This is a genomic window from Ruegeria sp. AP7 (assembly GCF_056539905.1).
In genome coordinates this window covers 1-23,453 of the sequence record NZ_JBQFVT010000004.1, presented here as the reverse complement: position 1 = coordinate 23,453, position 23,453 = coordinate 1, and the positions used below count along the sequence as shown (strand labels likewise).

Here is a 23,453-nt window from a genome sequence, read left to right as displayed (position 1 = left end):
GCGCCAGAGTGACGTCAAGTCATACACGCGCCAACCGTGGCCGGGTACGTTCAAGCTCGTCTGGGATGGTAATGAACTCCTGATCGTCTCCTGGCGGAAGATGGAACGCACCGTTGGCCCAGTCGGCGGTGTTCCATTCGCGCGTTGCGGTTTCGATCTTTTCCTTTGAGGACGAGACGAAATTCCACCAGATGTAGCGATCCTCGCTCAGGGTTGCGCCGCCCAGCAGCATCAATCGCGCACCCAAAGGCCCCGCCCTGACCGAGAGCTTGTCACCGGGCCTAAACACCATCATACGCCCTTCGTCAAAGGTATCACCGGCTACCTCGACCGAGCCTTGCGTGACATAAACACCCCGATCCTCGTGATCGTCGGGCAATGGGAAAGATGCGCCGGGGTCCAGTTGCACGTCGACATAGAAGGTCTCGGACAACATGGTCACCGGGCTGGTTTCACCATAGGCGGTGCCAAGGATCAGGCGAGCGCTGACACCCTTGTCTTCGATATGGGGCAGCGCGCCCTGCTGGTGATGCTCGAAGTCAGGGGCCATGTCCTCATGGGCTTCTGGCAGCGCGAGCCAGGTCTGGATGCCGAACAGGTTGTGACATTTGCCGCGCGTTTCTGCGCTCGTGCGTTCGGAATGAGTTACACCACGGCCCGCGACCATCCAGTTGACCTCACCGGGGTGAATCATCTGGTGGGTACCGAGGCTGTCACGATGTTCGAACTCTCCCTGATACAGATAGGTTACGGTGCCCAGCCCGATATGAGGATGCGGCCGCACATCAATGCCACCCTCGGTGATGAATTCGGCAGGACCCATCTGGTCAAAGACGTTTATTCGAGATAGGATATAGGTGCTATCAAATAGCGTCAGATAAACGGTTTTCGAGGCGGCCCACGGCCATACAGAGTATCCCGTGGGTATCTTGCAGGTTATCCCGGAGTAATCCAAGAGGGCCAAGGGGGGGGATAGTGGGAAGGATCACGTATTCATAACCCGCTCAGATTTTTGCCCCAAAATTCAAACCATTTGGTTTAAGTGATTACGTGTGCAACCCCGCGCAAACCCTGAGCGCCCCTTGGGGTTCACTTCACGCTCCCATGCGCCATCTTATAAGCAGAGCTAAAGGAGTACGCCCCATGTCTTGGAACCCTGCGCTAGACCCCCACTGCCCCACCGGTGACTCCGTGGATGCGATAGAAACCGTCATCGTCCCACGCGCCCGTGATTTGGGAGGCTTCGAGGTACGCCGCGCACTGCCCGCTCCGAAGCGCCAGATGGTTGGAAGTTTCATCTTTTTCGATCAAATGGGACCCGTTGAGTTCTTGCCAACCAAAGGCATTGACGTACGACCGCACCCTCATATCGGTCTGGCGACCGTCAGCTACCTATACCGTGGACGTATGCACCACCGGGATAGCCTTGGGACGGACTCATGGATCGAGCCGGGCGCGGTGAACTGGATGGTTGCTGGCCGAGGCATCACACACTCAGAAAGAACCGATGATGAAACCCAAGTGGACCCCATGCCATTCTTCGGCATTCAGACTTGGGTTGCTCTACCGAAGGACCACGAGGACCTAGCCCCTACCTTTGAACACGCACCTGCCGATGCTCTGCCGGTGATGGAAGGTGAAGGCAAGGAGGTGCGCCTGATCCTCGGCAACGCATACGGGGAACGTGCGCCGGTCAAGACACCTGCAGAGATGTTCTATGCCGATGCTGTTCTTCAAGCCGGTGCCAGCATTCCACTGCCGGATGACCATGAGGATCGCGGGGTGTATGTCGTTGAGGGTTCGGTGACCGTCTCCGGGGATACCTTCGAGGCGGGACAAATGATGGTATTCCGCCCCGGTGACCGCGTGTCGTTGAAAGCCGGTGAACGAGGCGCAAGGGTGATGCTGCTTGGTGGTGAGACACTCGAGGGACCCCGGCATATCTGGTGGAACTTCGTAGCATCATCCAAGGAGCGCATCGAGGAAGCCAAGGAGGCTTGGAGGGCCGAGGCTTGGGAGAGTAATCCTCGGTTCCATCTGCCACCGGGAGATGATCAGGAATTTATTCCTTTGCCAAACCGGTAGATTTCCCGCAGTGCAGACCTTTGCAAAATTCCCACCTGAAACCGCGCTATGAGCAAGGTGGCCATGTCGGACAATAAGCCTTGGGCTAGAGGCGAAATAACGGCGATCAGGTGTGGTCTATAGTGACTTCGTCACCGATCACGACTGAGGAGACGGCGCAGGAAGTTACAGCTCCGGTCCGAGCTGGAGTGTTAGCAAAGAAACCATTAGGTGGTTGGCATTCGAGTTTTTGTGGATAGAACGCGAGAACTGAGTGCCGTCACTGTCAGTTGACCTAACGTCGCGCGTTGATGCTGGCGCAGCACTAAACTACGGAAGTCATGCGACTTTTCGCGAAGGAAGGGCAATTGAGTTGAGGCAAAACGTCAAGTCGGCAGTAGATCAAATAAAAGCCGCCACCGACAAGGAAGATGAAGTACTGGCCTGGTTTTCAATCGGAGCTGAGCTTCAACGAATTGGTCGGCATTTCAAAAGTGCCAAGATATTCGGACAGCAGGTCCAAAATACCGAGATGAGAGACTTACCACCTTCAGATCGGTCTGATGCGCGATGGATGTTCCAAAACTGGAAGACAGTACTCGAATGGATCGAAGCGAAAAGTGGGGACGTAACCAATGATCCATTTCGAGATTTGGCCGACCTAAACCACTCGCACCCTTCGGCCATTAGAAGGCAGATCAGAGATTGGCTGAAAAACAGTACTGACCCCAGCGGAATTAACCAAGACCTGGCTATTGCAACTCAAGTTGCGTTTGAAACTGCTTGGCGGCGCTCGTCAACAGATGTGGAGCTTTCACAGCCTTCAATAAATTTTAAGGAGGGTATTGATTACGTTATTGAGAACTACGATCCATTCTGCGGAAACACATCGGCACGGTACAGTTTTAGTTGGGCGGAAATCACAGAGTTCATAAAGGACCCTAGCGACAACGACGGTCTAGTTGATAGAGTTTCGGATTGGATAGGCTTTGACGGAGAGAGCAATGGTGCAGCCGAGCTGGTGATGGATACTGAAGGTAGAGTTCACGCCCGATCAGACATCGAGGATTAGTCGGAACTAAAGTCCTTTGATGTAATACTTACTCGCTGTACAAATCCTGCTGCATCTCTCGGTACGCCTGAGAGACAGCTGCCAAACCTCCGAGTTTCTCCTTGCCTTCACCGATGCTGCCATATCGCGCCACCAGAAACTGACCCAACTTCTTCGTGGCCAACTCGCTTTCACCATCGGCCTCATAAGCCTTGAGGATACCCAGCAGCAAGTCTTTGGTCTCCGCATCAAAGGCATCTATCGAACCTTCTCTCACGCGGTCAGCTCTATCGTGTCGAGTCTTGGGGGCGTTTGTGAAAAGGATGTAACTCAGTACATCAAACAGATCGCTCTCAGGAGCATCAACTAACCGCCGAATGTCGTCCAGCCTGTCCTGATCATATCCTCGGTCAGACAGTTGCCCAAGAAAGTGTTCGCGGTTGTCAGGATCACTCCACACCGACCGCAATTGGTCTTCATCCGCAACAATGCCAGACAGGTCACCAAACAAACGCTTCAGGAACTCCGCCGCAGAGATCGGTTTGCCCTCGGGACTCCAGTAGGTGGTGGCCGCGATGTATTTGATGTTGCGAACTGTCCCATCCGAGAGCGCGACTTGGATCTTCTCTCGGGGGAGGTCATCCGCATCTTCACCGTTTTCTGGTGGTTCGCCTCCATCTACCGGGGGTTCGCTCGGTGGAACACGAGGACCTCGGGGCGCTTCAGGCTCAAGCGGTTCCCCATCCCATTCAGGATCGTTGAAGTTCTCATGCGCCTTCACGAAGTCCCAGATCGTGAAGAAGTCTTTGCCTTCAAAGGTCCGTGTCCCCCGACCGATGATCTGCTTAAACTCGATCATTGAGCGAATTGGGCGCATCAGAACGATGTGGCGGATGTTCCTCGCGTCGACGCCCGTCGAGAGCTTCTGCGAAGTGGTCAGAACCGTTGGGATCGTCTTTTCGTTGTCTTGGAAGTCGCGAAGGTGTTGTTCACCAACTGCACCGTCGTCGGCAGTCACGCGGTGACAGTAATTTGGGTTCGTACTGTCCTTAACTTGATTGATGAGGTCTCGTACGAGAGCTGCGTGATCCTGTGTAGCACAGAACACCAACGTCTTTTGTCGCTGGTCGATCTGGCTCATGAACTCCTGCACACGGCTCAGCTCGCGCTCTTCAATCACGATACGGGTATTGAAATCGCTCTCGGTGAACGCTTCACCGGCTTCGATATCGCCGACAATCACATCGTCGGAGCCGTCATAAACATATTCATCAATGGTACTTGCCATCTGACGCACCTTGAAAGGCGTCAGGAAACCGTCCTCGATACCGTCCCGCAGTGCGTAGGTATAAGCCGGTTCGCCGAAGTAAGCGTAGGTGTCGGCATTGTGCCTGCGCTTGGGAGTAGCTGTGAGACCAAGCTGTGCGGCTGGCTCAAAGTAATCCAGTAAGTGACGCCATTCGCTCTGGTCGTTAGCACCGCCTCGGTGACACTCATCAATTACGATGAAGTCGAAGAAGTCCGGGGAGTAGTCTTTGTACACCGGCTCACCCTCACCCGTCATGAAGGTCTGAAAGATGGTGAAGAACAGGCTCGCGTTCTTCGGAGGCTTGCCACCGTTCTTGCGGATCGTGTCGGGGTCTATGCGAGTAACCGCATCGTTCGGAAACGCCGAGAATGCGTTGTAAGCCTGATCGGCGAGAATATTCCTGTCTGCTAGGAACAGGATACGCGGTCGCCTGACCGGCTCACCTGACAGGTTCCACTTTGCCTGAAACAGTTTCCAAGCGATCTGGAAGGCTATGGACGTCTTTCCAGTTCCGGTTGCAAGCGTCAGCAATATCCGCTTGTCGCCATTTGCTATAGCTTCCAAGGCGGCTGTAATGGCGTTGTGCTGATAGTATCTCAGCTCCCACTTACCGCCATCTGTCTCGAACTCAACCGCGCCGAAGCGTTCCCGCCAGTCGCTCTTAACCGCGAATGTCCGATCCCATAGTTCGTCTGGTGTCGGGAACGGGAGAGTTAAATCGCCCTCAGCCCCTGTTGCCATATCGATCTGGTACCAGTTCAACCCGTTGGACGCGTAGGCAAACCTTGATCCAAGTCGCGTGGCATAGTCTTTGGCTTGACCAACACCGTTGCGATGGCTGACACCAGCTCGCTTAGCTTCGAGTACCGCGAGCTTTTGACCCTTGTGGATCAACACGTAGTCGGCGGATAGACCGCGCCCTCGTGTTCCACCCGATTGAATGCGCCCAGGGCAGATAACCTCTCGACGAATACGAGAACCGTTCTGTCCCCAACCAGCAGCAGCGAGGACTGGGTCTATACGCTCAGCGCGAGTATCGGCTTCGGTTTCGTCTCGGATGCTCATGGCTTCCTGTAATTCCTCACATGCTCTCTCCATGATCCCGGTCTTTGTAGAGCATGATCCATTTCGTCAAAGCTATCTGTATGTCCGCACAAGGAAACCAATTCTTCGAAAGCGTAGCAGTATTTCTCGTACATCTGTGCAGTATTAGCATCCGACACCGTGAAATTGTAGTTTGGCCCCTTGCCAGATTTGCCGGGTACCATCGAGACGTTCAGATGAATAACTGGCGCACCGAGTAAAAGGTTCATCGAGCAACCTGTCCATTGATCAACAATATACCCTTGCGGATTTTCGATAGTTGCCTTGGCCCGGCCAAGAAAATAGATGAGCTTCGTATAGTAGGCTGGCCCGACACCGGGCATCTTCCCGTGTTCACGCAACCTTCGAAATGCATCAAAGGCATCGCTTCTTCTCAAGTTTCCATCGCGAATATCTTCAGCCACGCCAAGCCATCCATCCGGTGCAGCTTCAAAAAAAGCTTTATGATATCGCATGTTCATACCACCCCAGGCGAGAGCCGCTGCAGCAATATCCAAGGTAGCGATGGCAGGATCGCTTGCCATTTCGAACACCTCATCCCGACTTATCCTCGATTGTCTGGAGGGATGACGACTGGCGCTCTTCACCTTGCGTAAATCCTTGCAAAATGTACTCCACGGTTTACCGCCGGGGTCATTCGGACGAAGATCGTCTGACAAGCTACCCTTAAAAAAACAAAAATGGTCGCTATTGGTGTCGATCACGTTAACTCGCCCGCGAAGGCTTTCTGCAGTAGGGACTGGCGGAGGTCTTCGACGTCTTGAAGCTTCTCATTTATGCGTTCTTTGAGGGGCTGAACTGCCTCAATTGCCTGTTTTACCTTCTCGGCTATTTCTTGCTGGACGCTAACGTCTTCAGGTAAAGGCAACATTACTTGCCGAATTTCCTGAAGGTGGAGGTTCGGAACACCTTGTCCCTTGATACGATCTTTGAATTGAGCCTGCGCGAAAGAGGAGTTCGCGAACTGCAAAAGATACTCCGGTGAAATGCCCGGCAGAGGTCGCACGACAGCGAGGCTGACGTAGACATCGAAAACGACATCTCGGTCCACGAGTGCCGCAGCTCCGTATCCTGCTCCGTTTTTCCTGATGAGTAGGTCGTTGCGTTTGGGAGCGAGGCGTTTCTGCATTTTTTTGTGCTGAGCTTCGTCGATGTATTTGATGTCATCCCAATCTAGACGACCATCTTTTATGTTTTTTGCAGAAAGGAAGACATGTCCTTGATCAAAATACTTTGGAGTTTGGTGTGTGCCGTCAGTGATGAATTCTGATACGTCTTCCAAAGTGGCTTGCTCAAATTCACCTGATGCCGTTTCAAAGGTTTGGGTTTTGTAACTTTCAAGCAACTCACGCGCACTTTGCAGGTTAACCTCAGCGTTCTCCTTGGCGCGAGCCAGACCCTCGAAGGCCTCGTCCAGTATCTCAACTATCCTCAATTGTTCTTCGAGGGATGGGAGGGGGATAGGAAGCCTTGCCAAGTCGCGAGGATAGACGTGAGGCTGGGCAGCACCGCGAGCTAGTTCTTTGAAAATGAATGGTTGGATGGCAAGAAGGTAGCGATGGACGTAGTTTACGTTGAGGCCTTCTGTCTTGGGCAAAACGGTAGAACAGTCCGAAGCCCAGATCGGCACATCGAAGAAGTTTACATAGCCTGCATTCGCGCCCGATCCTGATACAGTGATCACGTTTGCAGGGCGGTTCGGCGTGTTATGAAAATAGGCAGGGGAAATTCCGCCAGCAACAACGGGAACATCGCCGGGCACAGCTGACTTCTTCGTGATAGTGGAGCCTCTTTTGACATCACAGACATCCCCCAAGGCCCTGCATTGCCACTTGCTCTTTCTCAACGGGTTCTCGTAGCTAAGTTCTTTGTCCTTCACAGCATCCCCCGGATATCTTCGAGGATCTTGGCCGTCTCAGCATCCCTCGCGAGCATGCCTGCAATGATCTCTTCAGGAGACCGCAGAGGTGCTTCCTCGGGCGCATTAGGGTTCTTTACGGAAAGGTCGTATGTCTCTTCGTCTAGATCGGCTCGGTTCACGATCCAGCTTTTAGATCCATTGGGTCGTGTCCGCTGCAACTCACAAAACTCTGCAAGATCATCATCGTTGAGTGGATTGGTTTTACCCAAACTGCGACCGGGGTCGAGCTGATAGAACCAGATGTCTCTTGTGGGTGCCCCCTTCTCGAAGAACAGCACCACCGTCTTCACTCCAGCACCCTGAAAGGTCCCTTGAGGACAGTCCAGGATCGTATGCAACTCTGCCGCATCTAGCAGCTCTTTGCGTAAGGCTATTGAGGCGTTATCGGTGTTGCTGAGGAAAGTGTTCTTGATAACCACAGCTGCCCTGCCGCCAGCTTTCAGCTTGCGGATGAAGTGCTGGAGAAAGAGGTAAGCTGTCTCTCCAGTCCTTATCGGGAAGTTCTGCTGCACCTCCCGTCGCTCTCCGCCCCCGAAAGGAGGATTGGCGAGGATGATATCGTGGCGGTCCTTCTCTTGGATATCCATCACGTTTTCATTGAGCGTGTTGGAGTGGATGAGGTTGGGTGCCTCGATCCCATGCAGGACCATGTTCATTATGCCGATGACGTAGGCGAGACCCTTCTTCTCCTGCCCGTAGAAGGTGTGGGTCTGCAGCGTCTCGAAGTCCGACGCCGACAGTTTATCAGTGCGCATGTAGTCGTAGGCTTCACAGAGGAAGCCAGCGGAGCCTACTGCGCCGTCGTAGATCGTTTCACCAATCTTGGGGTCAGTTACCTTGATCATTGCCCGAATAAGCGGACGTGGGGTGTAGTATTCGCCTCCGTTACGACCTGCATTGCCCATGCGGCGGATGCGGGTTTCATACAGCTCTGAGAGTTCGTGGCGCTGGGCTTGGGTGTTGAACGACAAGCCGTCTACTGCCTCCAGAACGTCTCGGAGGATGTACCCAGAGCGAAACTTGTTGCGCAGCTCAGTGAACACCTCGCCGATCTTGTACTGGATTGTCTGAGGGCCTGTAGCGGACTGACGGAAGGCTGCGAGATACGGGAACAGCTCCTGATCGACGAACTTGATCAGGTCATCGCCGATACGTGCTGCATTGTGGTCAAACTCTCCGTTGACCTTGGGTGCCGCCCAGTTGTCCCAGCGATAATCGCCTTCGATGATGGGCGCGTAGTCTTCGCCATCCAGTTCGGCTCTGTCGCGCCGCTCGCTTTCAAGGTCATGCAAATACTTGAGGAATAGGACCCAAGATGTCTGCTCTACATAGTCCAGCTCGTTGGCGATGCCTTCTTCGGCGCGGAGGTCCCGCTCGATCTTGTTGAACGCGTTCTCGTACATGTCTTCCTGCTCTTTGAGTTGTCCGCACAGTTCCACCTGAGGGTGCAAAGATCAACAGTAGTCAGCTCAGAAAAGCATCACCGACTACTACTGAGGTGTTGAGCATCGCCGAGGTTTGATAGAAGGCTCGCCCTGTCCCAAAATACTTCAAGCGCACAGTGTCTGAGGCTTGGTGCTTTCATCACTTCAGCTCATCAGGCATCTTCAAGCCGCAGCTACGGGAAATCCTGCGAATATCATTGACCATTAATGCGTAGCCCCCATCCAAAACAGACACGATATCGGCACGTTCACCGTGGCCGGGTTTGATCATCTGGTTGGGGTATGCGGCCGTGATCTGGTCAGCTTCTTCACGCATCTCTTGGCGTACCTGACGGATACCCGCGAGGATAGACAGTGTGCGCTTCCAGCTTTCGGTGTCATCGGTAAGCGGTGCCGGTGTGGGGTTGGTCTTGGATGTCATGGTTTCTGAGTCCTTGATCTGAACGGTTTCACTGAACCGCCGGGTTGAACATTGAGTGTTGCTGGAAGATCGCGCGGGCATCTCGATAGAAATCCATCTTTGGCAGGGTCGTTCCCTTCGAGCGGCGCAGCATGTCCCGCCAGATCGGTAGCTGCGTATGGGGATCGAGGGGATCATCTGTCAGATGCTCGAGAGCAACCACGGCAGATTGGTCATAGCGATGCCGGGTACGGCGACCTTGAAGACGAGTGAGCATCTCTTCGATCTTGCGGTCGATGACCTCATCGCAGCGTTTGCTGATCAGGTTCTCAGCCTTGGTCATCGGGGCGGATGCCTTTGCGATTGCGTCGAGGTCTGCCCTGTGCTGGCGGGTTCTGCCGTGCAGCGGAGAGTGTTTTTGATAGTGACGTTTGGCGTCACCTATTGTGATGGCGTTGGCCATTTGGAGGAGTCCTTTGTGCAAGCCTCAAAACCCCTAAAACAGCACCTCCCTACCGCCCCCTGCGGAGGGTCGATTTTGGCATTGGAAAAGCCAATGAAATCAATGGATCACGGGAGGTGTTTTCGGGGGTCGAGGGGGTTTTGATGGTGGCGTCAGAGAGTGCCGACTGTCAGTGCCTCGGTTCGGTCAAGACGTTCTTCGAGTTCAGCCTCTGCAGCTTCATCTTGTTCGTGTTGTTTGTGGGTGAACTTCTCGAGGCTCTCGTCGATCTCGAGGGGGACGCCGAGTGCATCCGCGAGTTTCTGATAGAGGGCTTCCAGCGCATCACGTTGGGCAGGTTTCATGGTTTCGGAGAACTTGCCTGTCTCTCGATCCCGACCACCGACCACACCGATCAGGATATTGCTTCTCGTGAAGTTTTCACGACCGACGGCACCGACCGACAGAGGGTGGCGGCAAATCTCGACCGTACCATCGACCAGCACCAAATAGTGTTGGCCAATTCCGAAGCGGCCAGTCTTGGCGTGTTCGCCATCGATGATCGCTGCGTCAATTCGCGGATCGGCTGGGTGGTGGGTGTATCTAACCATACACCCCGTGGTTTTCTCGCGGGGCAACGTAGCGAACATCGTTGTCCGCAGGTATGTCGAGGCGCGTCTGATCTTTAGCATCAGTTCTGGTTCCTTTCTTCACGCGCTCCGCCCACTCTTTGAGTTCACTCATGGTCAGCCTTCCCGCCCCTGTTGGTGAACGACCGTCTTCAATCAGATCGACCGTTGCATAGAAGTACTCGGGGTCGGCGCAGGTGCGGGGTTGGATACGGTTCAGGACCAGATCGATGTCTGTGTCCCAAACCATGTCGGCTAAGTCGTCATTCATGGGTGACCAACGTCAGTGACCAAGCTGCTCGCGGATATGCTGAGCGAACTCAGTCCACGTGATGCCATCGGCGCGACCCGCTGCCCGATCCAGAGCAAACTGGCGAACGCAACGATCAACACCGGTATGCGTGTCTGATGCCTGTTTCAGGAAATCGAAGCCATCTTGTCCAAGTTCCTGCATTGCGCTCTGCGTTGCAGCCTCGGTGATTGTGCTTTGGACATTTGCGAACATCGCACGGGTGTCGCCATCCACGTCTAGTTCCGATACCGACCCATCAGCCAGACCGCGCATGGTTTCGCCAACCTCATCGAGGGACATACCGGACATGGCAATCTGACCGAACGCTGTTTCATAGGTTTGGGCCTCTTCCATCGACATGATGTCGTCGTCGAGCGAATTGTTCAGCCCGTCGATCACGGAGTCGAACTCAGCATGACCTGTGTCGCTACCTTTGGGTTCTTCGGGCATCTCGACTACCGCCGAACTATGTTCCTGCGCGGCCCTTTGAGCCGCGCCAATCGACAGCCCTTCGTCAAAAACGGCGTTAAGCAATCCTAGTTCTTTAGCCTGGGCGACCTTCATCGACATGCCCTGTACGTTGATCACGTCGCTGTCTTTGAGATCGCCCTGTGAGTGGACATCGCGTTGCATGTTGTTGGTGTCGCGGACGGTGACGCCGCCGCTCACGTAGTCTGCGCTTGAAGCGTATGATTTGGAAGACGGCATTGATTGCTCAACGAGGCCGTCACCGCCGAAGGTTACACGTGTTGTAGTCATTTTCTTTGATCCTTTGTTGGTAGTCAGGGTTACGCCAAGCCGAGTTCAATCTCGGCCATCTGTTGTGGTGTTGGCGGGTTTTCGGCGAATGGCAGATCGGTGATCGCTTTGTCGTCGTCGCGGGACATCAGGTGTACCGGGCAGAGCTTCGAGATTGCCTCGACCGAGTATCCGCGAAGCCGAATGCGGGAATACGCAAGGACGAGACGCAGCTTCGTGTCATCGTCCAAGTCCCTTTCATGTATCTGCGAAAGCGCGGAGACTTGTCCGTCCCTTGCGCACAACTCGAGCCAAGCGACACCTACAGCCGATGCCTTGGTTTTTTCGTTCATGAGTTTTGTCCCTTTGGGTTTAGCGTTGCTGCGTTCGTCGAGTTCGGTCTCGAGGATCGCGACCTTGTTCTTCCATCGAGCAAGCGTCTCTTCTGCCTTGATAATCTCGCGTTGTTCGGGGGTGAGTTCTGCTTGGCCGATCCCATGAACCTCGGCACAGGATGGGCAGCTGTACTCATCGCCGAACGGGGCGGGAAACTTTGCGTCGCACGAGATGCAGATCTTGTAGGTAATCCTGCGGTTCTCATCGATGCAGGTCTCGCACCTCGAGGCTTTGGGCTTGTGGGTTTCATGTTCTTCACCACATGCGTTGCAGGTCTTGAGGTACATCCGCCGGGGTGGCTTCTTGGGTTTCAATCTGGGCATGATGACGGTCCTTAATTGCCAAACAGCCAATCCGTAGACGGCATCGGGGGTGGTGCTGGCTGTGTAGGGGTTGTTGGCTTCGGTAGAAGATCGGACACCGACGCCGTGGCGGCTGGGTCAATGCCCTCGGGCCAGTGTCCCGCGATAAGACCTGAGGACCTGCGGATCACCTTATGGTATCTCAGGGGGATCGCTGGGGACCTCGGGAGGACGTGATCGAACAGACTATCGCCGAGGAAGTCTGTACGCATTGATCTGATTGGTACGGAGACCGGCGGGAACGCATCACCAGACTCAAGGAGACGCCCGTAGTTGGTCACAATGGATGCGGTTAGGTCTCGGTCCGTTCGACGTAGACCGAGCTTCTCAGCGGCTTTCAGCGTGTGTGTACCAACAATGGCGACGTCGGCGTAACTCAGGCGGTATTTGGAGTATCGAACATCGCCAGTCAGTACCTCCGCTTTGCGACCGGGAGGGACACACAACCCCTGACGGCCCATGTAAGTTCCACCAACGAGATAGACGTTGTATCGATGCCCCGTTCCAAGGACCTCTCGGGCGATGACGTAATGGGTGAACGCTCTGAAGATGACCGATGCGTTCGGCTCATGACGCCTACCGATTAGGAGATGGGGCAGCCGCTCCCTTGCTCGGCCATATCTCAGCACCGCCATCCTGTATGCGGGCCTATCATCCCAATCACCGACACGATGCCTTGTTCCTCGGGTTAATCGGAGGGCCTCCGCGATCTCTGACTGACTTGGTTTGGTCTGCCTCAAGACCGACCGGGCAATAGTGTTGATTGCTCCACCGGGGATGTAGCCACCGAGAGGAACCCCTCGGTTCTGGACGACTGTCCGACAGCGGGAACACAGGCCCCATCGCTGGGGCAGTCTTTCAGTGTACTCAAAGGCTGGTAATGGGTTGGTACATGTAGGTGAGGCGCAGACGGTCATGATGGCCTCGCTGTATTGTGTGTTGTGATTACTGAGGACGCCCCCGAAGCCAGTCACCACAACAGCCGAGGGCGTCCTCATCACTCCGCCCATGTTGTCAAGCTCACAAAGACAACGCGGACGTAGTGAAACGGTAAAAGGTCTCACTACATCGACCCGTCAGACAAGACAGGGATGCGCGTGAGACCTGAACCATCATCGACCAAGGACCAAGATCGATGCGGTATAGGGATTAGGATTGATGGTCACAGTCGTTGGTTGATTATCGGTGGTGGACAGTCACCTGAAGTACACTGACGGGGAACCGTGAAGCCTTGAGAGGAACCTGATCGTGTAACTAAAGGTAAATCTTTTGGTTTCTGTGTCTCATAAGTCAGCACTAATTCTAACCCACTGATTTACAACGAGATGTACCTAGCGTGTCATCGACCGTTAAATGACCATCATCGACCATCAACACAGAGGAGATACCGGGGGTGAACCTGAGGTGTACTCTAGGTGATAACTAGAGGTGTAACTTTTGGTTCTTTTCTCTTCTCTATGGAAGGGGTGGAATGCAAAACCCCTTGTTTCATTGGGTTTCCGGCACTCCCGTTCTGTCCTTACCCGCGACATATCCACCGTCCTTACGGATAGACGGCAGGACAACCTGAGTGACCTAATCTTGGAACTCGCGGGCCTCGGCCAGCAGACCACCAGCCGAGACGTTTTGGGTTCATTCAGAAGGATGCAGTTATTGCCTGTTTGCTCACTGCGGCAACCCCATGTGACGAGCGACTGTGAGCAAGTCATCGATCTTGCGTTGTAAATCCCTGTACTCCTCATCCCCTACGAGCCCATCCCGATCCACCTTCTCTATGACACTCTTCTGCGTCATGTGGATTGCAGCGTCGAAGGCGAACGCTTGTACTTGGAGTGTTGAGGAGAAGTGCTTCAAGTCCAACTTGCGGCGGGTGCTACTCATACGCGAAACACCTCTGGTGGACGGGTGCCTGAGTTTGCATTGGTGTTGCCAGCCACCATGACAGCTTTTGTTGCCATCAGGAGCAACGAGAGCGGCAACCGTTTCCAGAAGTTGACTGCCAGTTTCTCGGGGGTTTCTTCACGGAGCGCGTAGTCGTCGCCATGGGTCAGTTCGTGAATGCGCTGCTCAAGGATGTCTTGAACTTGCTCGAGGTCTCCACGTGTTTGGTTGTCCATTCCGACGCTTCCTTTTTCGTGGTTGGGATACGGATAGATAAGGGACCCGGACTCTCGAAGTCAACAATTAAATTGTTTATTTTCATATAGTTACTATGCGTAAAGCCTTGCGATATCGTATGTTTTCGAAGCGTCCTAGTGGGCCTCTCCGGCCCACTCAAAAGGTTAGTCTTCCAGCCGCCTAGTGGATCATTTCGTCTGATGGCCTCCTTGGTTCGAGGCCGCTCAGGCCCTTCCCGATGGTCAACTGAATGCCGTTCCGCATGGTGACACTGAGGTCATAGACAGGGTGCGGCACTCGGATACCTTTCGCCCGCTTCCGGGGTGTCTTTGAGAGGCGCATCTCCTCGCCTTTCTGGACATCAACACGGGCAACAACCCGACGCACCAGCGCATTCAACTCGTGAGGCTCAAGGTCGCTAACATCGCGGGGAAGATCGATTGCACCTAGACCGGCGCTTTCGGTGATCCGTTTCAGTTCGACTTCGAGCTCCTCTACCTCGGCTTCTGCCGCAAGTAGCAAGCGGGGTGGCACTGCGGGTTTCGATTGGAGATATTCGAGTGTTCCTTGAGCGTCCAACAGTGCTGCCTCGAGGCCCTCTGTCTCTGGTGTAGTCTCTACCGCATTGGCCTTCCTGATTTCCGGCCAGTAGTCGATCAACACCTCGTCGATGTGGGACACGGCCCCGATGTAGGTATTCAAGACTGGATCGATGTAGGCTGCAGTTCGAGCATACGCCTTGCGCTTTGCATTCCTGTCAGTACCGGGAACCTTGAGTACACCCGTCAGTGCCGCTTTGGTCTGACGACGCATTGGCTCGACCGGTGATGTAGTTTTAACTTCGGCACCGCCTGCAGCCTCACGCTGCTCAAGGCGGAACCTCACGCGCCGCTCGATGTCCTCGTCAACGATCCTCGGAAAGTAATTCACGACCTTATCGATGATCACCCGGTCACCCTTGCGGTAGAACCCTTTGGCAATCGGTAGTGACCCGTCCTTTTCCTCGGGCTTGATCTTGCGGCCTACTTCAAGCGTCCCATAAGCAGCCTCAGAGCGCACCAACTGGCTGACAGTCTGACCCCGCCACTGCCCCCTGACCAACGCAGGGACACCCTGAGCAGCCAGATCACGGGCAATGCCGACAGGGCGTTCACCGTTGGCAAATCTCTCAAACACATCACGGACCAACGCCGCCTTGTCGTCGATCACCTCAAACTCTCGGGAGGTTTTTGGGTCACCAATTACCTTGATCCATGCCGGTGTTTGCGAGGAGCGTACACGGTTACCTGCGAGTGTCTCATTGGTGTTAGTACCCCACGCGGCTGTTAGTCGCTTCGACTTCATAACGGACTCTTCTCGCGCCCGAGTGAAGGTCAGAAGGATCATTACGGAGACCAAGGGGTCGTCGTCGAGGTCTGTTCGAGTGTAAACCTTACCGTCACTTAGAGTGACCACATCGATGTCCAGATCGAGGATATTCTCGAGGGTGTTTCTCGCCCGCCTGATCTTGTCGCGGGATAAACGATCAAGGTTCTCAATGAGGAGTGTTGAGCCTTTGGGAATGGCCCCTGACCTAACGGCCTCAAGGAACGCGCCAAGTTTACCATCCGCACCCGCATTTCGACCAGCAAATGCCGACACACCGTCGTCAACGAAGTTTGATGATGAAAGGGTGTAGCCGTTCTCAATGCACCATTTCTCTGCCGCTGCGGTCTGACGACGTAAGCTGTCACCGTCGCGTTGTTGATCTGATGACCATCGCACGTAGCTGAATGCGATAGGTTTGGTGTTGCTTTCATCCATTCCCGTGTCTCTCGTTTGTACCGGTGGGTTCACCCTGGGTGTTCGGTCCGATATCTCCGTGTGTTCTACTGGAGATGAGGCCGATCATGGTCAAGTGAACCTGCGGTGTTACCCTTTGTTTCGTCAGGTAACCGAGGACGCTGGAAAGGACATGAACGAGGGAACAACCCGAACTAACTCATGCACACACCAAGCAACCTCAGCATGCGCAATTGATAGGGTCATATAGAATTTACTTCAAGAAGATGAATGGGCCAACGAGCTGACGCTTGACCGAGGGCAGCGCGCGGCGCACCTCGAACCCGCCGAGATCTCGGGCACGTGGGATGATCAAGGTTTCGAGAGCATCTTTTTCGGAGGCGCATTCGGGGTTATGGGTGGGGTTCCAACTCATTCCTGATCTCCGTTTTTTCGGTCCCATAAGACGCGTTCATGTTTGCCAATGCTGAATGTATTGGAAAAATATCGCAAGAAAAGTGCATTTTCGCACAATGATCGTGAAGTCCTTGGAACGACTTGCGGTTACTCACCAAGGCGTGGAACGGAGCACCTGAAGCTCACCTTCGCCGACTCTCGGAATCATAAACAATCGTGCTATCCTTAGAAATCGGGTGTCGCCGGATCAGGGAAGCCGGTCAAAGATGAGGTTCAGCCGACAGGAGTGGATGCAATGACTCGACTCGAAATCAATCGCCGTAAGTTAATTGCGACAGGGGTTGGCACAATTGTAGCCGGTTTGACCGGCGTGATCACACCTGCGCACGCCTCTGATCTTGCGCCGACACCGTCGATGCGGGGCGGGTCGAACAATTATCGACCCGGCGCGCCGATCGTGGAGCGAATCGGCGGTGGCGGGTTTTGGATGACCGGCACCGTACGACGTGCGGGTGACGGAGCCCCCCTGCCCGGTCAACGCATCCAGATCTGGGCCCATACAACCGAAGGGCATGAACGCGATCAGCGCAGCCATGGGGCGACACTCACCGATGCGAAAGGAGTGTTCCGGTTGGAAATGCCTCAGATTGTGCCCGCCTTTGGTCAACCACACGGGCATTTGGCCTATGACAGCGGTGAATTTGAGACGGTATTCCTGCGCCCAGTGATGTCGAGCGCAAAGGACAAGACCCTGGCCGCACATTTCGTGTTGCAGCCTGTCTGACGGGTGTTAAGGCAAGCTGCGATCTGGGCAGCATTGGCTGCCACACTTTTGGTTCCGGTCATAGCGGCGGCTTTCAGCCCGTATCTGGCGTGGCGTGAGCCGATTTACATCCTCGCCGGTTTTGCGGGCATAATCGGGATGTGCCTTCTTCTGATGCAACCCTTGTTGGCCGGGCGTTGGTTGCCCGGGCTTTCTCCGGTCAACAGCCGCCATTGGCACAGGCGGTGTGGCTTGGCCCTTGTCACAAGCATTGCGATCCATGTGATTGGCTTGTGGATCACAAGCCCGCCTGACGTCGTGGACGCATTGTTTTTTGTGTCTGCAACACCTTTTTCGGCATGGGGAGTCATCGCCATGTGGGCGGGTTTTGCGGCAGCGGCAATGGGGATTTTTCGGCAACGCCTAAGCTTGCGGTTTCGGGTCTGGCGCTTGGGCCATGCAGGGTTGGCCATAGTGACCATTCTGGGTAGCGTCATTCACGCACTGCTGATTGAGGGCACGATGGAAATCATGACCAAGTTCGCATTGTGCGTTCTGGTGGTTCTGGCGAGCCTCGCAACGCTTGTCAGCTTGCGGGTTTGGGATGTGAAACAGCGCGCCTAGACGCCGCATGCGCGTGCCGGGGTTGCATCAGGCTGATAGGCGCTTGGCATATGTGGCGCGGTTCATTTCGACATCTTGCACGGTGATGCTGCCGACCGTGGGCGCAGCCTCGGCCAGAACATTCATGATGATGGCATTCAACTCGGCTCGCGTCGCCTCATCCCGGCCCTGCATCAGCAAAAGCATGGCATGAATGAAGGTCTGCGGTTCGGTCCCAATATGAGAAAACGGAACCGGGGTGGCGCGGATTTTGAGCGTTGGCGGGTCAAACTCTTCATGCCCGGCGAGAACCGAGTAAAGCTGCTCGCAGATGGCTTGAAAATCATGAGACTGTTCAAGACCAGCAGAGAATTCAAGTGTGACGTGTGGCATGAGAAGCTCCGAGATTTAAGAGAGCCATGTGGCTCTCTCGGTACTTACTTGCGAATCTCAGACGCCCAGACACCAGCGCATGACCGCCTTTTGCGCATGCAGACGGTTCTCGGCCTCATCGAAGATCACCGAGTTTGGGCCGTCCATGACCTCGGACGTGGCCTCTTCCTCGCGGTGGGCGGGCAGACAGTGCATAAACAGCGCGTCGGGTTTGGCATGCGCCATCAGCTCGGCATTGACCTGATAGGGGCGCAGCATGTTGTGGCGACGTTCCTTGGCGGATTGGCTGTCATGCATCGAAACCCAGGTGTCGGCGACCACCAGATCGCCGCCCTCAACCGCTTTGTGCGGGTCCCGTTCGATCACGACCTTCGAGCCCTGCTGGCGGGCGAGCCCCATGAACTCTTCTTCCGGGTCTAGCTGGGCCGGGCCGGTGAAGGTGAAATCGAACCCGAATTGACCGGCAGCATGCAGGAAAGAGGCGCAGACATTGTTGCCATCACCGGTCCAGACGACCTTTTTGCCTTTGATCGGACCGCGATGTTCCTCGAACGTCAGTACGTCAGCCATGATCTGGCAAGGATGGGTGCGGTCGGTCAGGCCGTTGATGACGGGCACGTCCGAATATTCCGCCATCTCGGTCAGGATGGTTTCATCGAAGGTCCGGATCATGATCATGTCAACATAGCGTGACAGTACGCGGGCGGTATCGGCAATGGTCTCCCCGTGGCCCAGCTGCATGTCCTTGCCCGACAGCACCATGGTCTGCCCGCCCATCTGGCGCACGCCCACATCAAACGATACCCGGGTGCGGGTTGAGGGCTTTTCGAAGATCAGAGCCACCATGCGATCCTTCAGCGGCTGCTCATCATCCGGCGCGGCTTTGGGACGGCCAAGGCGGGCCTGTTTCATGGCACCAGCCTGATCGATCATGCCCCGCAAGGCGGTTGCGTCGGTTTTGTGGATATCAAGGAAGTGGTTCATTATATTTCGCTTTTCAATCAGGCACATTCAGGCCGAAGCCATTGCGTTTTCAACTTGCGCCGCAGCCTTGTCGAGGCGGATCATGGCCTGGGCGATATCATCCTCAGTCAGGGTTAGCGGAGGCAGCAAGCGGATCACATTGTCGGCAGCAGGAACGGTGATGACCTCATTGTCATAGCCTGCGTTGACCACGTCGATATTGGTCAGCTTGCATTTCAGACCGAGCATCAGACCGGAACCGCGCACCTCTTCGAACACCTCGGGGTGATCGGCAATCAGACCTTCGAGTTTCTGACGCAGAAGGCCTGCCTTGCGGTTGACACCTTCGAGGAAAGCGGGTGTGGCGACCTGATCGATTACTGCGCAGCCGACGGCGCAACCGAGGGGATTGCCCCCATAGGTCGATCCGTGGGTGCCTGCGGTCATGCCGCTGGCGGCCTCTTCAGTGGCCAGAACAGCACCCAGAGGAAAGCCGCCGCCGATACCCTTGGCGACCATCATGATATCCGGTGTGATACCGGCCCATTCATGGGCGAAAAGCTTGCCGGTGCGGCCCACGCCACACTGAACTTCGTCGAGGATTAGCAAGAGGCCGTTGTCATCGCAAATCTGGCGCAGAGCCTTAAGCTCGGCGTCGGGGACTGGGCGAATGCCGCCTTCGCCCTGAACCGGCTCGATCAGGATCGCGGCAGTATTTTCGTTGATCGCATTGGTGACGCCATCGAGATCTCCGAATGTCAGGTGCACGAAGCCAGGCAGCAGCGGGCCAAAGCCTTTGGTCATCTTCTCAGACCCTGCGGCGGCGATGCCTGCTGAGGAACGGCCGTGGAATGAGCCATCGAAGGTGATGATCTCGACCTTTTCGGCCTGACCTTTGTCATAGAAATACTTGCGGGCCATTTTCACAGCCAGTTCGCAGGATTCCGTGCCCGAATTGGTGAAGAACACCGTGTCGGCAAAGGTATGTTCGACCAGCTTGTCCGCCAACGCCTGCTGCTGCGGGATGTTGTAGAGGTTCGAGACATGCCACAGCGCATGCGCCTGCTCGGTCAGCGCGGCCACCAGCGCTGGATGCGCATGGCCCAGCGCGTTCACCGCGATGCCCGCGCCAAGGTCCAGAAAACGTCGGCCATCCGCCTCGGTCAGCCAGGCGCCTTCGCCCTTCACAAATGTCAGGGGCGCACGATTATAAGTCGGCAGAACGGACGGGATCATCGGATCATCCTTTTCGAATAGCTTGAGCCCTGTGAGTGATACACTGGGGCCATAGTCGTCAACTGATTTGGTGGAGATTGCGCGGATTTAGACAGCGCAAACAGATCAAACGGGCCGGTTACGCGGTAAAGCGTCGGCGTCGGAGTCGCAGGATATGTGCGTTTTTGATCATGGCGGGTCGTATAGCGGTGTACGTTTAGTCTGAAAACCCCGTTTTTGCGAATAAGGCAAAAATCATTCTGAGACCGGGATTTGCTGCTTGCCATTTGTCCTGCGCTAACGCACGGGTGGGCCATGACTCCGATAAGCCAGAACCCTGCCCTTGCGGCCCTGTTGATTCTTGTGGCCAGCGCCATTCTGGCAGGCACCACATTACTAGCCAAGGCGCTGGGCACAGATGTTCTTGGGCCTGCGCTGAATCCAATGCAGATCAGCCACGGGCGGTTTCTGTTTGCCTTTCTGGTAATCGTCACGACCGTCGGAATCCTGCGCCCGCGCCTCGGGCATGTCCATTGGGGCCTGCATGTCGGGCGGACAAGTTTTGGCTGGCTTGGGATTACGTTGATGTTCGCCTCGGTTGCGTTCATCCCGATTGCGGATGCGACGGCAATATCCTTCCTGAACCCGGTCTTTGCAATGGTGCTGGCGATCCCGCTGCTTAAAGAAGGCGTCGGTCCGTGGCGCTGGATGGCAGCCATTGTAGCGCTGATCGGTGCACTGGTACTGTTGCGCCCAACACCCGCGAGTTTTCAACCCGCCGCCTTGCTAGCCCTAACCGCGGCAGCAGTGATTGGGATGGAGCTGATTTTCATCAAGAAACTCTCTGGCCGCGAAATTCCAATTCAGATCTTGCTGGTCAACAATGCGATGGGGCTGACCATTGCAACGGTCGCGGTCAGCTTTGTGTTCCAAATGCCGACCCCGCAGCAATGGGCGGCCTTGGCGGCGATCGGCGTGTTGATGGCCTGCGCTCAGGCCTGTTTCGTCAACGGAATGGCGCGGGCGGATGCGTCCTTTGTGGCGCCGATCAGCTATGCCACGCTGATATTCGCCGCGCTTTATGATTTCGCTGTGTTTCAGGTTGTCCCGGACAGCATCAGCTTGATCGGATCGGCCATCATCCTCACAGGTGGCCTAATCCTGGTCTGGCGTGAGGCGCGACAGCGTCAGGCCTTGAGCCGATAGCCGGTACGCAACATTTGCCAGGTCAGCGCGCCAACCAGCACGGTCGCGCTCGTGCAAATCAACATCCCGAGCCAAGGCGAACTGTCAGAGACACCAATCATGCCATATCGCAACCCGTCGATCAGGTAGAAGACCGGGTTCACATGGCTGAGCCGGTTCAGCACCGGCGGCAGGGCCTCGACCGAATAGAAAGTGCCCGACAGGAAGGCCAGTGGCGTGACGATAAAGTTAGTAATCGCAGCCATCTGGTCGAACTTATTGGCAAATATGCCGGCAAAAAGGCCTAGAGCGCCCATGAAAGCCCCGCCCAGAACCACGAAGGTCAGTGCGATCAACGGGTATTTCGGCACGATACCCAGAACCAGCGCCAGTGCAGTCGCAACGACAAGAGCGATCAGGACACCGCGAACGATGCCACCAGCCAGATAACCCAGCAGGATTTCCAGCGGCGACAGCGGTGGCATCAGCGTGTCCACGATATTGCCCTGCACCTTGGCAATCACCATCGAGGACGAAGTATTGGCAAAGGCGTTTTGGATCACCGTCATCATCATGATGCCGGGAGCTAGAAAGGTCAGGAACGGCACCCCCATCACGTCCGACCGGCTGGGGCCGATGGCAATGTTGAAGATCAGCAGGAATAAACCGGCAGTCACCAGCGGGGCCAGTAAGGTCTGCGTCCACACCGCCAAAAACCGCAGGGTTTCGCGCTGCGCCAGCGTATAGAGGCCCATCCAATTCACCGCTCCAAAGCGGCGCGCGTCCTGATCCATGAGATTCTGCATGTCTGCCCCATACCTGATTCGAAGACCGCTTGTAACTCGGGCCGCAGTGTTTAGAATAGGGGGCTAAGACGAATTCCCAAGGCGGCCCGAATCCGGGGCCGCTTTCCGCTTTTGAAAGGCAAATGATGTCCTGGACTGACGAGCGTGTAGAGCTGCTGAAAAAGATGTGGGGCGAGGGCCAGTCGGCCAGCCAAATCGCCAAGGAACTGGGCGGCGTGACCCGCAACGCGGTGATCGGTAAAGTTCACCGTCTGGGTCTGTCGAACCGTGCAACCGGCGCCAGCCCGGCAAAGACCGAGCCCAAGGAAAAACCGGCGCCCGCGCTCAAGGCCGAGGCCAAGCCAAAACCGGCACCCAAAACAGAACCGGCCCGCCCGGCGCCTGCTCCGGAAGCGAAACCCGCTATCCCTGCTCGCCGCCAAATCATTCCGGCCGGCCAGCCGTTGCCACCGCAGCCCTCAGCGAACGAGATCAGCCCCGAGGCGCTGGCCAAGGTCAACGAGGTTGAGAAGAAAGCTAAGAAGCTGACCTTGATGGAGCTGACCGAGAAAACATGTAAATGGCCCGTCGGCGACCCCGCGACCGAAGATTTCTGGTTCTGCGGCCTTCCGGTCGAGGCGGGCAAGCCTTATTGCGAGGCGCATGTGGGCGTGGCGTTCCAGCCAATGAGCTCGCGTCGCGACCGTCGGCGATAATAGCGAACACAAGAACCTAAATCTTTACTATAGAACGTGAAAAGGGCGCAGGCGTTTCGCCACGCCTCTTACCGGAAGCGCTGCATAGTCGGGGACGACACAAAGCGTAACGAGCTCTTACAAAGAAAACACCCTCGCTGAAAACTGCGAGAGTGTTTTAGACTGGAGCGTCGGCTGTGTGGGACGAAGCGGACCTTGATGGTCACAGACTGAACGTCGGCTTCCGCCATTGTTGCGTGTGATCTTCCTACAGTACAATTTGAAACTGGCGGTCCGTTTCGAGCAAACTCACAATGCCGGGTAACTTTTTTGTTCTATCTTGTTCTTTGCGACAAGAATTGCATGTTCCCGCTCTATGACCTTTTCCCAATCGCCTTGCGC

23 protein-coding genes and 2 pseudogenes are annotated in these 23,453 nt (G+C 55.5%); 6 read left to right on the top strand and 19 right to left on the bottom strand.

What is annotated here, in order from left to right:
- Positions 1 to 19: 19 nt before the first annotated feature.
- Positions 20 to 832 (bottom strand): annotated as a pseudogene (locus ACR0KN_RS09305) (pirin family protein); the annotation flags it as partial.
- 311 nt (positions 833 to 1,143) lie between these two features.
- On the opposite strand from ACR0KN_RS09305, the gene ACR0KN_RS09300 reads away from it, so the two are divergent.
- Entirely contained in the window at positions 1,144 to 2,085 is a 942-nt protein-coding gene (locus ACR0KN_RS09300) for a pirin family protein (RefSeq protein ID WP_480653023.1), read from the top strand.
- Between the two features lie 253 nt (positions 2,086 to 2,338).
- Positions 2,339 to 3,136 (top strand): hypothetical protein, encoded by a 798-nt coding sequence (locus ACR0KN_RS09295; RefSeq protein WP_480653021.1) that lies wholly within the window; start codon positions 2,339 to 2,341, stop codon positions 3,134 to 3,136.
- A gap of 28 nt (positions 3,137 to 3,164) precedes the next feature.
- Here ACR0KN_RS09295 and hsdR read toward each other — a convergent pair whose 3' ends face one another.
- The 14 genes and pseudogenes from hsdR to ACR0KN_RS09225 all read right to left on the bottom strand — a co-directional run.
- Positions 3,165 to 5,489, bottom strand: a complete 2,325-nt coding sequence (hsdR, locus tag ACR0KN_RS09290; RefSeq protein WP_480653019.1) for an EcoAI/FtnUII family type I restriction enzme subunit R — start codon at positions 5,487 to 5,489, stop codon at positions 3,165 to 3,167.
- Positions 5,486 to 6,232 (bottom strand): 8-oxoguanine DNA glycosylase OGG fold protein, encoded by a 747-nt coding sequence (locus tag ACR0KN_RS09285; protein WP_480653017.1) that lies wholly within the window; start codon positions 6,230 to 6,232, stop codon positions 5,486 to 5,488. Before ACR0KN_RS09285 ends, hsdR begins: the two co-directional genes overlap by 4 nt.
- Positions 6,229 to 7,407, bottom strand: a complete 1,179-nt coding sequence (locus ACR0KN_RS09280) for a restriction endonuclease subunit S (RefSeq protein ID WP_480653015.1) — start codon at positions 7,405 to 7,407, stop codon at positions 6,229 to 6,231. Before ACR0KN_RS09280 ends, ACR0KN_RS09285 begins: the two co-directional genes overlap by 4 nt.
- A complete protein-coding gene (locus ACR0KN_RS09275; protein WP_480653013.1) occupies positions 7,404 to 8,852 on the bottom strand; it encodes a class I SAM-dependent DNA methyltransferase in 1,449 nt (482 codons plus the stop codon). Before ACR0KN_RS09275 ends, ACR0KN_RS09280 begins: the two co-directional genes overlap by 4 nt.
- A 181-nt stretch (positions 8,853 to 9,033) precedes the next feature.
- On the bottom strand, positions 9,034 to 9,315 hold the full coding sequence (locus tag ACR0KN_RS09270) for a hypothetical protein (protein WP_480653011.1): 282 nt from the start codon (positions 9,313 to 9,315) through the stop codon (positions 9,034 to 9,036).
- A 28-nt stretch (positions 9,316 to 9,343) separates the two neighbouring features.
- Positions 9,344 to 9,757, bottom strand: a complete 414-nt coding sequence (locus ACR0KN_RS09265) for a hypothetical protein (RefSeq protein ID WP_480653009.1) — start codon at positions 9,755 to 9,757, stop codon at positions 9,344 to 9,346.
- 152 nt (positions 9,758 to 9,909) lie between these two features.
- Positions 9,910 to 10,347 (bottom strand): peptidoglycan recognition protein family protein, encoded by a 438-nt coding sequence (locus ACR0KN_RS09260; RefSeq protein WP_480653007.1) that lies wholly within the window; start codon positions 10,345 to 10,347, stop codon positions 9,910 to 9,912.
- Positions 10,340 to 10,636: a hypothetical protein gene (locus tag ACR0KN_RS09255; protein ID WP_480653005.1), complete on the bottom strand. Its 297-nt coding sequence runs from the start codon at positions 10,634 to 10,636 to the stop codon at positions 10,340 to 10,342. The genes ACR0KN_RS09260 and ACR0KN_RS09255 overlap by 8 nt, the downstream gene beginning before the upstream one ends.
- A gap of 12 nt (positions 10,637 to 10,648) precedes the next feature.
- Positions 10,649 to 11,416 carry a hypothetical protein gene (locus tag ACR0KN_RS09250; RefSeq protein ID WP_480653003.1) on the bottom strand — a complete coding sequence of 256 codons (768 nt, stop codon included), beginning with the start codon at positions 11,414 to 11,416 and terminating at the stop codon, positions 10,649 to 10,651.
- Between the two features lie 29 nt (positions 11,417 to 11,445).
- Entirely contained in the window at positions 11,446 to 12,114 is a 669-nt protein-coding gene (locus ACR0KN_RS09245; RefSeq protein ID WP_480653001.1) for a hypothetical protein, read from the bottom strand.
- Positions 12,115 to 13,818: 1,704 nt separating this feature from the next.
- Complete coding sequence (locus ACR0KN_RS09240) at positions 13,819 to 13,947, bottom strand: hypothetical protein (RefSeq protein ID WP_480653000.1); 129 nt, start codon at positions 13,945 to 13,947, stop codon at positions 13,819 to 13,821.
- An 83-nt stretch (positions 13,948 to 14,030) separates the two neighbouring features.
- The gene (locus tag ACR0KN_RS09235) at positions 14,031 to 14,270 is read right to left on the bottom strand and encodes a hypothetical protein (protein ID WP_480652998.1); all 240 of its coding nucleotides are present in this window, start codon (positions 14,268 to 14,270) and stop codon (positions 14,031 to 14,033) included.
- A 181-nt stretch (positions 14,271 to 14,451) separates the two neighbouring features.
- Positions 14,452 to 16,074 carry a recombinase family protein gene (locus ACR0KN_RS09230; protein ID WP_480652996.1) on the bottom strand — a complete coding sequence of 541 codons (1,623 nt, stop codon included), beginning with the start codon at positions 16,072 to 16,074 and terminating at the stop codon, positions 14,452 to 14,454.
- A 241-nt stretch (positions 16,075 to 16,315) separates the two neighbouring features.
- Positions 16,316 to 16,468: pseudogene (locus ACR0KN_RS09225) on the bottom strand (pirin family protein); the annotation flags it as partial.
- Between the two features lie 276 nt (positions 16,469 to 16,744).
- On the opposite strand from ACR0KN_RS09225, the gene ACR0KN_RS09220 reads away from it, so the two are divergent.
- Both ACR0KN_RS09220 and ACR0KN_RS09215 read left to right on the top strand, forming a co-directional pair.
- The gene (locus ACR0KN_RS09220) at positions 16,745 to 17,233 is read left to right on the top strand and encodes a peptidase associated/transthyretin-like domain-containing protein (RefSeq protein WP_480652994.1); all 489 of its coding nucleotides are present in this window, start codon (positions 16,745 to 16,747) and stop codon (positions 17,231 to 17,233) included.
- A 3-nt stretch (positions 17,234 to 17,236) separates the two neighbouring features.
- Entirely contained in the window at positions 17,237 to 17,836 is a 600-nt protein-coding gene (locus ACR0KN_RS09215; protein ID WP_480652992.1) for a ferric reductase-like transmembrane domain-containing protein, read from the top strand.
- 27 nt (positions 17,837 to 17,863) lie between these two features.
- Here ACR0KN_RS09215 and ACR0KN_RS09210 read toward each other — a convergent pair whose 3' ends face one another.
- From ACR0KN_RS09210 to ACR0KN_RS09200, 3 genes are read right to left on the bottom strand one after another with little or no spacing between them, the layout of a single operon-like run.
- Complete coding sequence (locus ACR0KN_RS09210; protein ID WP_480652990.1) at positions 17,864 to 18,208, bottom strand: 5-carboxymethyl-2-hydroxymuconate Delta-isomerase; 345 nt, start codon at positions 18,206 to 18,208, stop codon at positions 17,864 to 17,866.
- 57 nt (positions 18,209 to 18,265) lie between these two features.
- Complete coding sequence (argF, locus tag ACR0KN_RS09205; protein ID WP_480652988.1) at positions 18,266 to 19,192, bottom strand: ornithine carbamoyltransferase; 927 nt, start codon at positions 19,190 to 19,192, stop codon at positions 18,266 to 18,268.
- A 27-nt stretch (positions 19,193 to 19,219) separates the two neighbouring features.
- A complete protein-coding gene (locus ACR0KN_RS09200; RefSeq protein WP_480652986.1) occupies positions 19,220 to 20,407 on the bottom strand; it encodes an acetylornithine transaminase in 1,188 nt (395 codons plus the stop codon).
- Between the two features lie 294 nt (positions 20,408 to 20,701).
- Here ACR0KN_RS09200 and ACR0KN_RS09195 point away from each other — a divergent pair, with 294 nt between their 5' ends.
- Positions 20,702 to 21,592, top strand: a complete 891-nt coding sequence (locus ACR0KN_RS09195; protein WP_480652984.1) for a DMT family transporter — start codon at positions 20,702 to 20,704, stop codon at positions 21,590 to 21,592.
- Here ACR0KN_RS09195 and ACR0KN_RS09190 read toward each other — a convergent pair.
- Positions 21,574 to 22,377, bottom strand: coding sequence for an ABC transporter permease (locus tag ACR0KN_RS09190; RefSeq protein WP_480652982.1), 804 nt, complete (start codon positions 22,375 to 22,377; stop codon positions 21,574 to 21,576). The genes ACR0KN_RS09195 and ACR0KN_RS09190 overlap by 19 nt on opposite strands.
- Before the next feature lie 125 nt (positions 22,378 to 22,502).
- On the opposite strand from ACR0KN_RS09190, the gene ACR0KN_RS09185 reads away from it, so the two are divergent.
- Entirely contained in the window at positions 22,503 to 23,072 is a 570-nt protein-coding gene (locus ACR0KN_RS09185; RefSeq protein ID WP_480653513.1) for a GcrA family cell cycle regulator, read from the top strand.
- The last annotated feature ends 381 nt before the right edge of the window (positions 23,073 to 23,453 follow it).

Excerpts from the sequence above, each read along its gene's own strand:
- argF (WP_480652988.1), bottom strand. The coding sequence starts at position 19,192 with ATGAACCACTTCCTTGATATCCACAAAACCGACGCAACCGCCTTGCGG.
- ACR0KN_RS09190 (WP_480652982.1), bottom strand. The coding sequence starts at position 22,377 with ATGCAGAATCTCATGGATCAGGACGCGCGCCGCTTTGGAGCGGTGAAT.
- ACR0KN_RS09300 (WP_480653023.1), top strand. The coding sequence starts at position 1,144 with ATGTCTTGGAACCCTGCGCTAGACCCCCACTGCCCCACCGGTGACTCC.
- ACR0KN_RS09240 (WP_480653000.1), bottom strand. The coding sequence starts at position 13,947 with ATGACGCAGAAGAGTGTCATAGAGAAGGTGGATCGGGATGGGCTCGTA.
- ACR0KN_RS09275 (WP_480653013.1), bottom strand. The coding sequence starts at position 8,852 with ATGTACGAGAACGCGTTCAACAAGATCGAGCGGGACCTCCGCGCCGAA.
- ACR0KN_RS09265 (WP_480653009.1), bottom strand. The coding sequence starts at position 9,757 with ATGGCCAACGCCATCACAATAGGTGACGCCAAACGTCACTATCAAAAA.
- ACR0KN_RS09200 (WP_480652986.1), bottom strand. The coding sequence starts at position 20,407 with ATGATCCCGTCCGTTCTGCCGACTTATAATCGTGCGCCCCTGACATTT.
- ACR0KN_RS09255 (WP_480653005.1), bottom strand. The coding sequence starts at position 10,636 with ATGAATGACGACTTAGCCGACATGGTTTGGGACACAGACATCGATCTG.
- ACR0KN_RS09185 (WP_480653513.1), top strand. The coding sequence starts at position 22,503 with ATGTCCTGGACTGACGAGCGTGTAGAGCTGCTGAAAAAGATGTGGGGC.
- ACR0KN_RS09245 (WP_480653001.1), bottom strand. The coding sequence starts at position 12,114 with ATGCCCAGATTGAAACCCAAGAAGCCACCCCGGCGGATGTACCTCAAG.
- ACR0KN_RS09220 (WP_480652994.1), top strand. The coding sequence starts at position 16,745 with ATGACTCGACTCGAAATCAATCGCCGTAAGTTAATTGCGACAGGGGTT.
- ACR0KN_RS09270 (WP_480653011.1), bottom strand. The coding sequence starts at position 9,315 with ATGACATCCAAGACCAACCCCACACCGGCACCGCTTACCGATGACACC.
- ACR0KN_RS09230 (WP_480652996.1), bottom strand. The coding sequence starts at position 16,074 with ATGGATGAAAGCAACACCAAACCTATCGCATTCAGCTACGTGCGATGG.
- ACR0KN_RS09250 (WP_480653003.1), bottom strand. The coding sequence starts at position 11,416 with ATGACTACAACACGTGTAACCTTCGGCGGTGACGGCCTCGTTGAGCAA.
- ACR0KN_RS09210 (WP_480652990.1), bottom strand. The coding sequence starts at position 18,208 with ATGCCACACGTCACACTTGAATTCTCTGCTGGTCTTGAACAGTCTCAT.
- ACR0KN_RS09260 (WP_480653007.1), bottom strand. The coding sequence starts at position 10,347 with ATGGTTAGATACACCCACCACCCAGCCGATCCGCGAATTGACGCAGCG.
- ACR0KN_RS09195 (WP_480652984.1), top strand. The coding sequence starts at position 20,702 with ATGACTCCGATAAGCCAGAACCCTGCCCTTGCGGCCCTGTTGATTCTT.
- ACR0KN_RS09235 (WP_480652998.1), bottom strand. The coding sequence starts at position 14,270 with ATGGACAACCAAACACGTGGAGACCTCGAGCAAGTTCAAGACATCCTT.
- hsdR (WP_480653019.1), bottom strand. The coding sequence starts at position 5,489 with ATGAGCATCCGAGACGAAACCGAAGCCGATACTCGCGCTGAGCGTATA.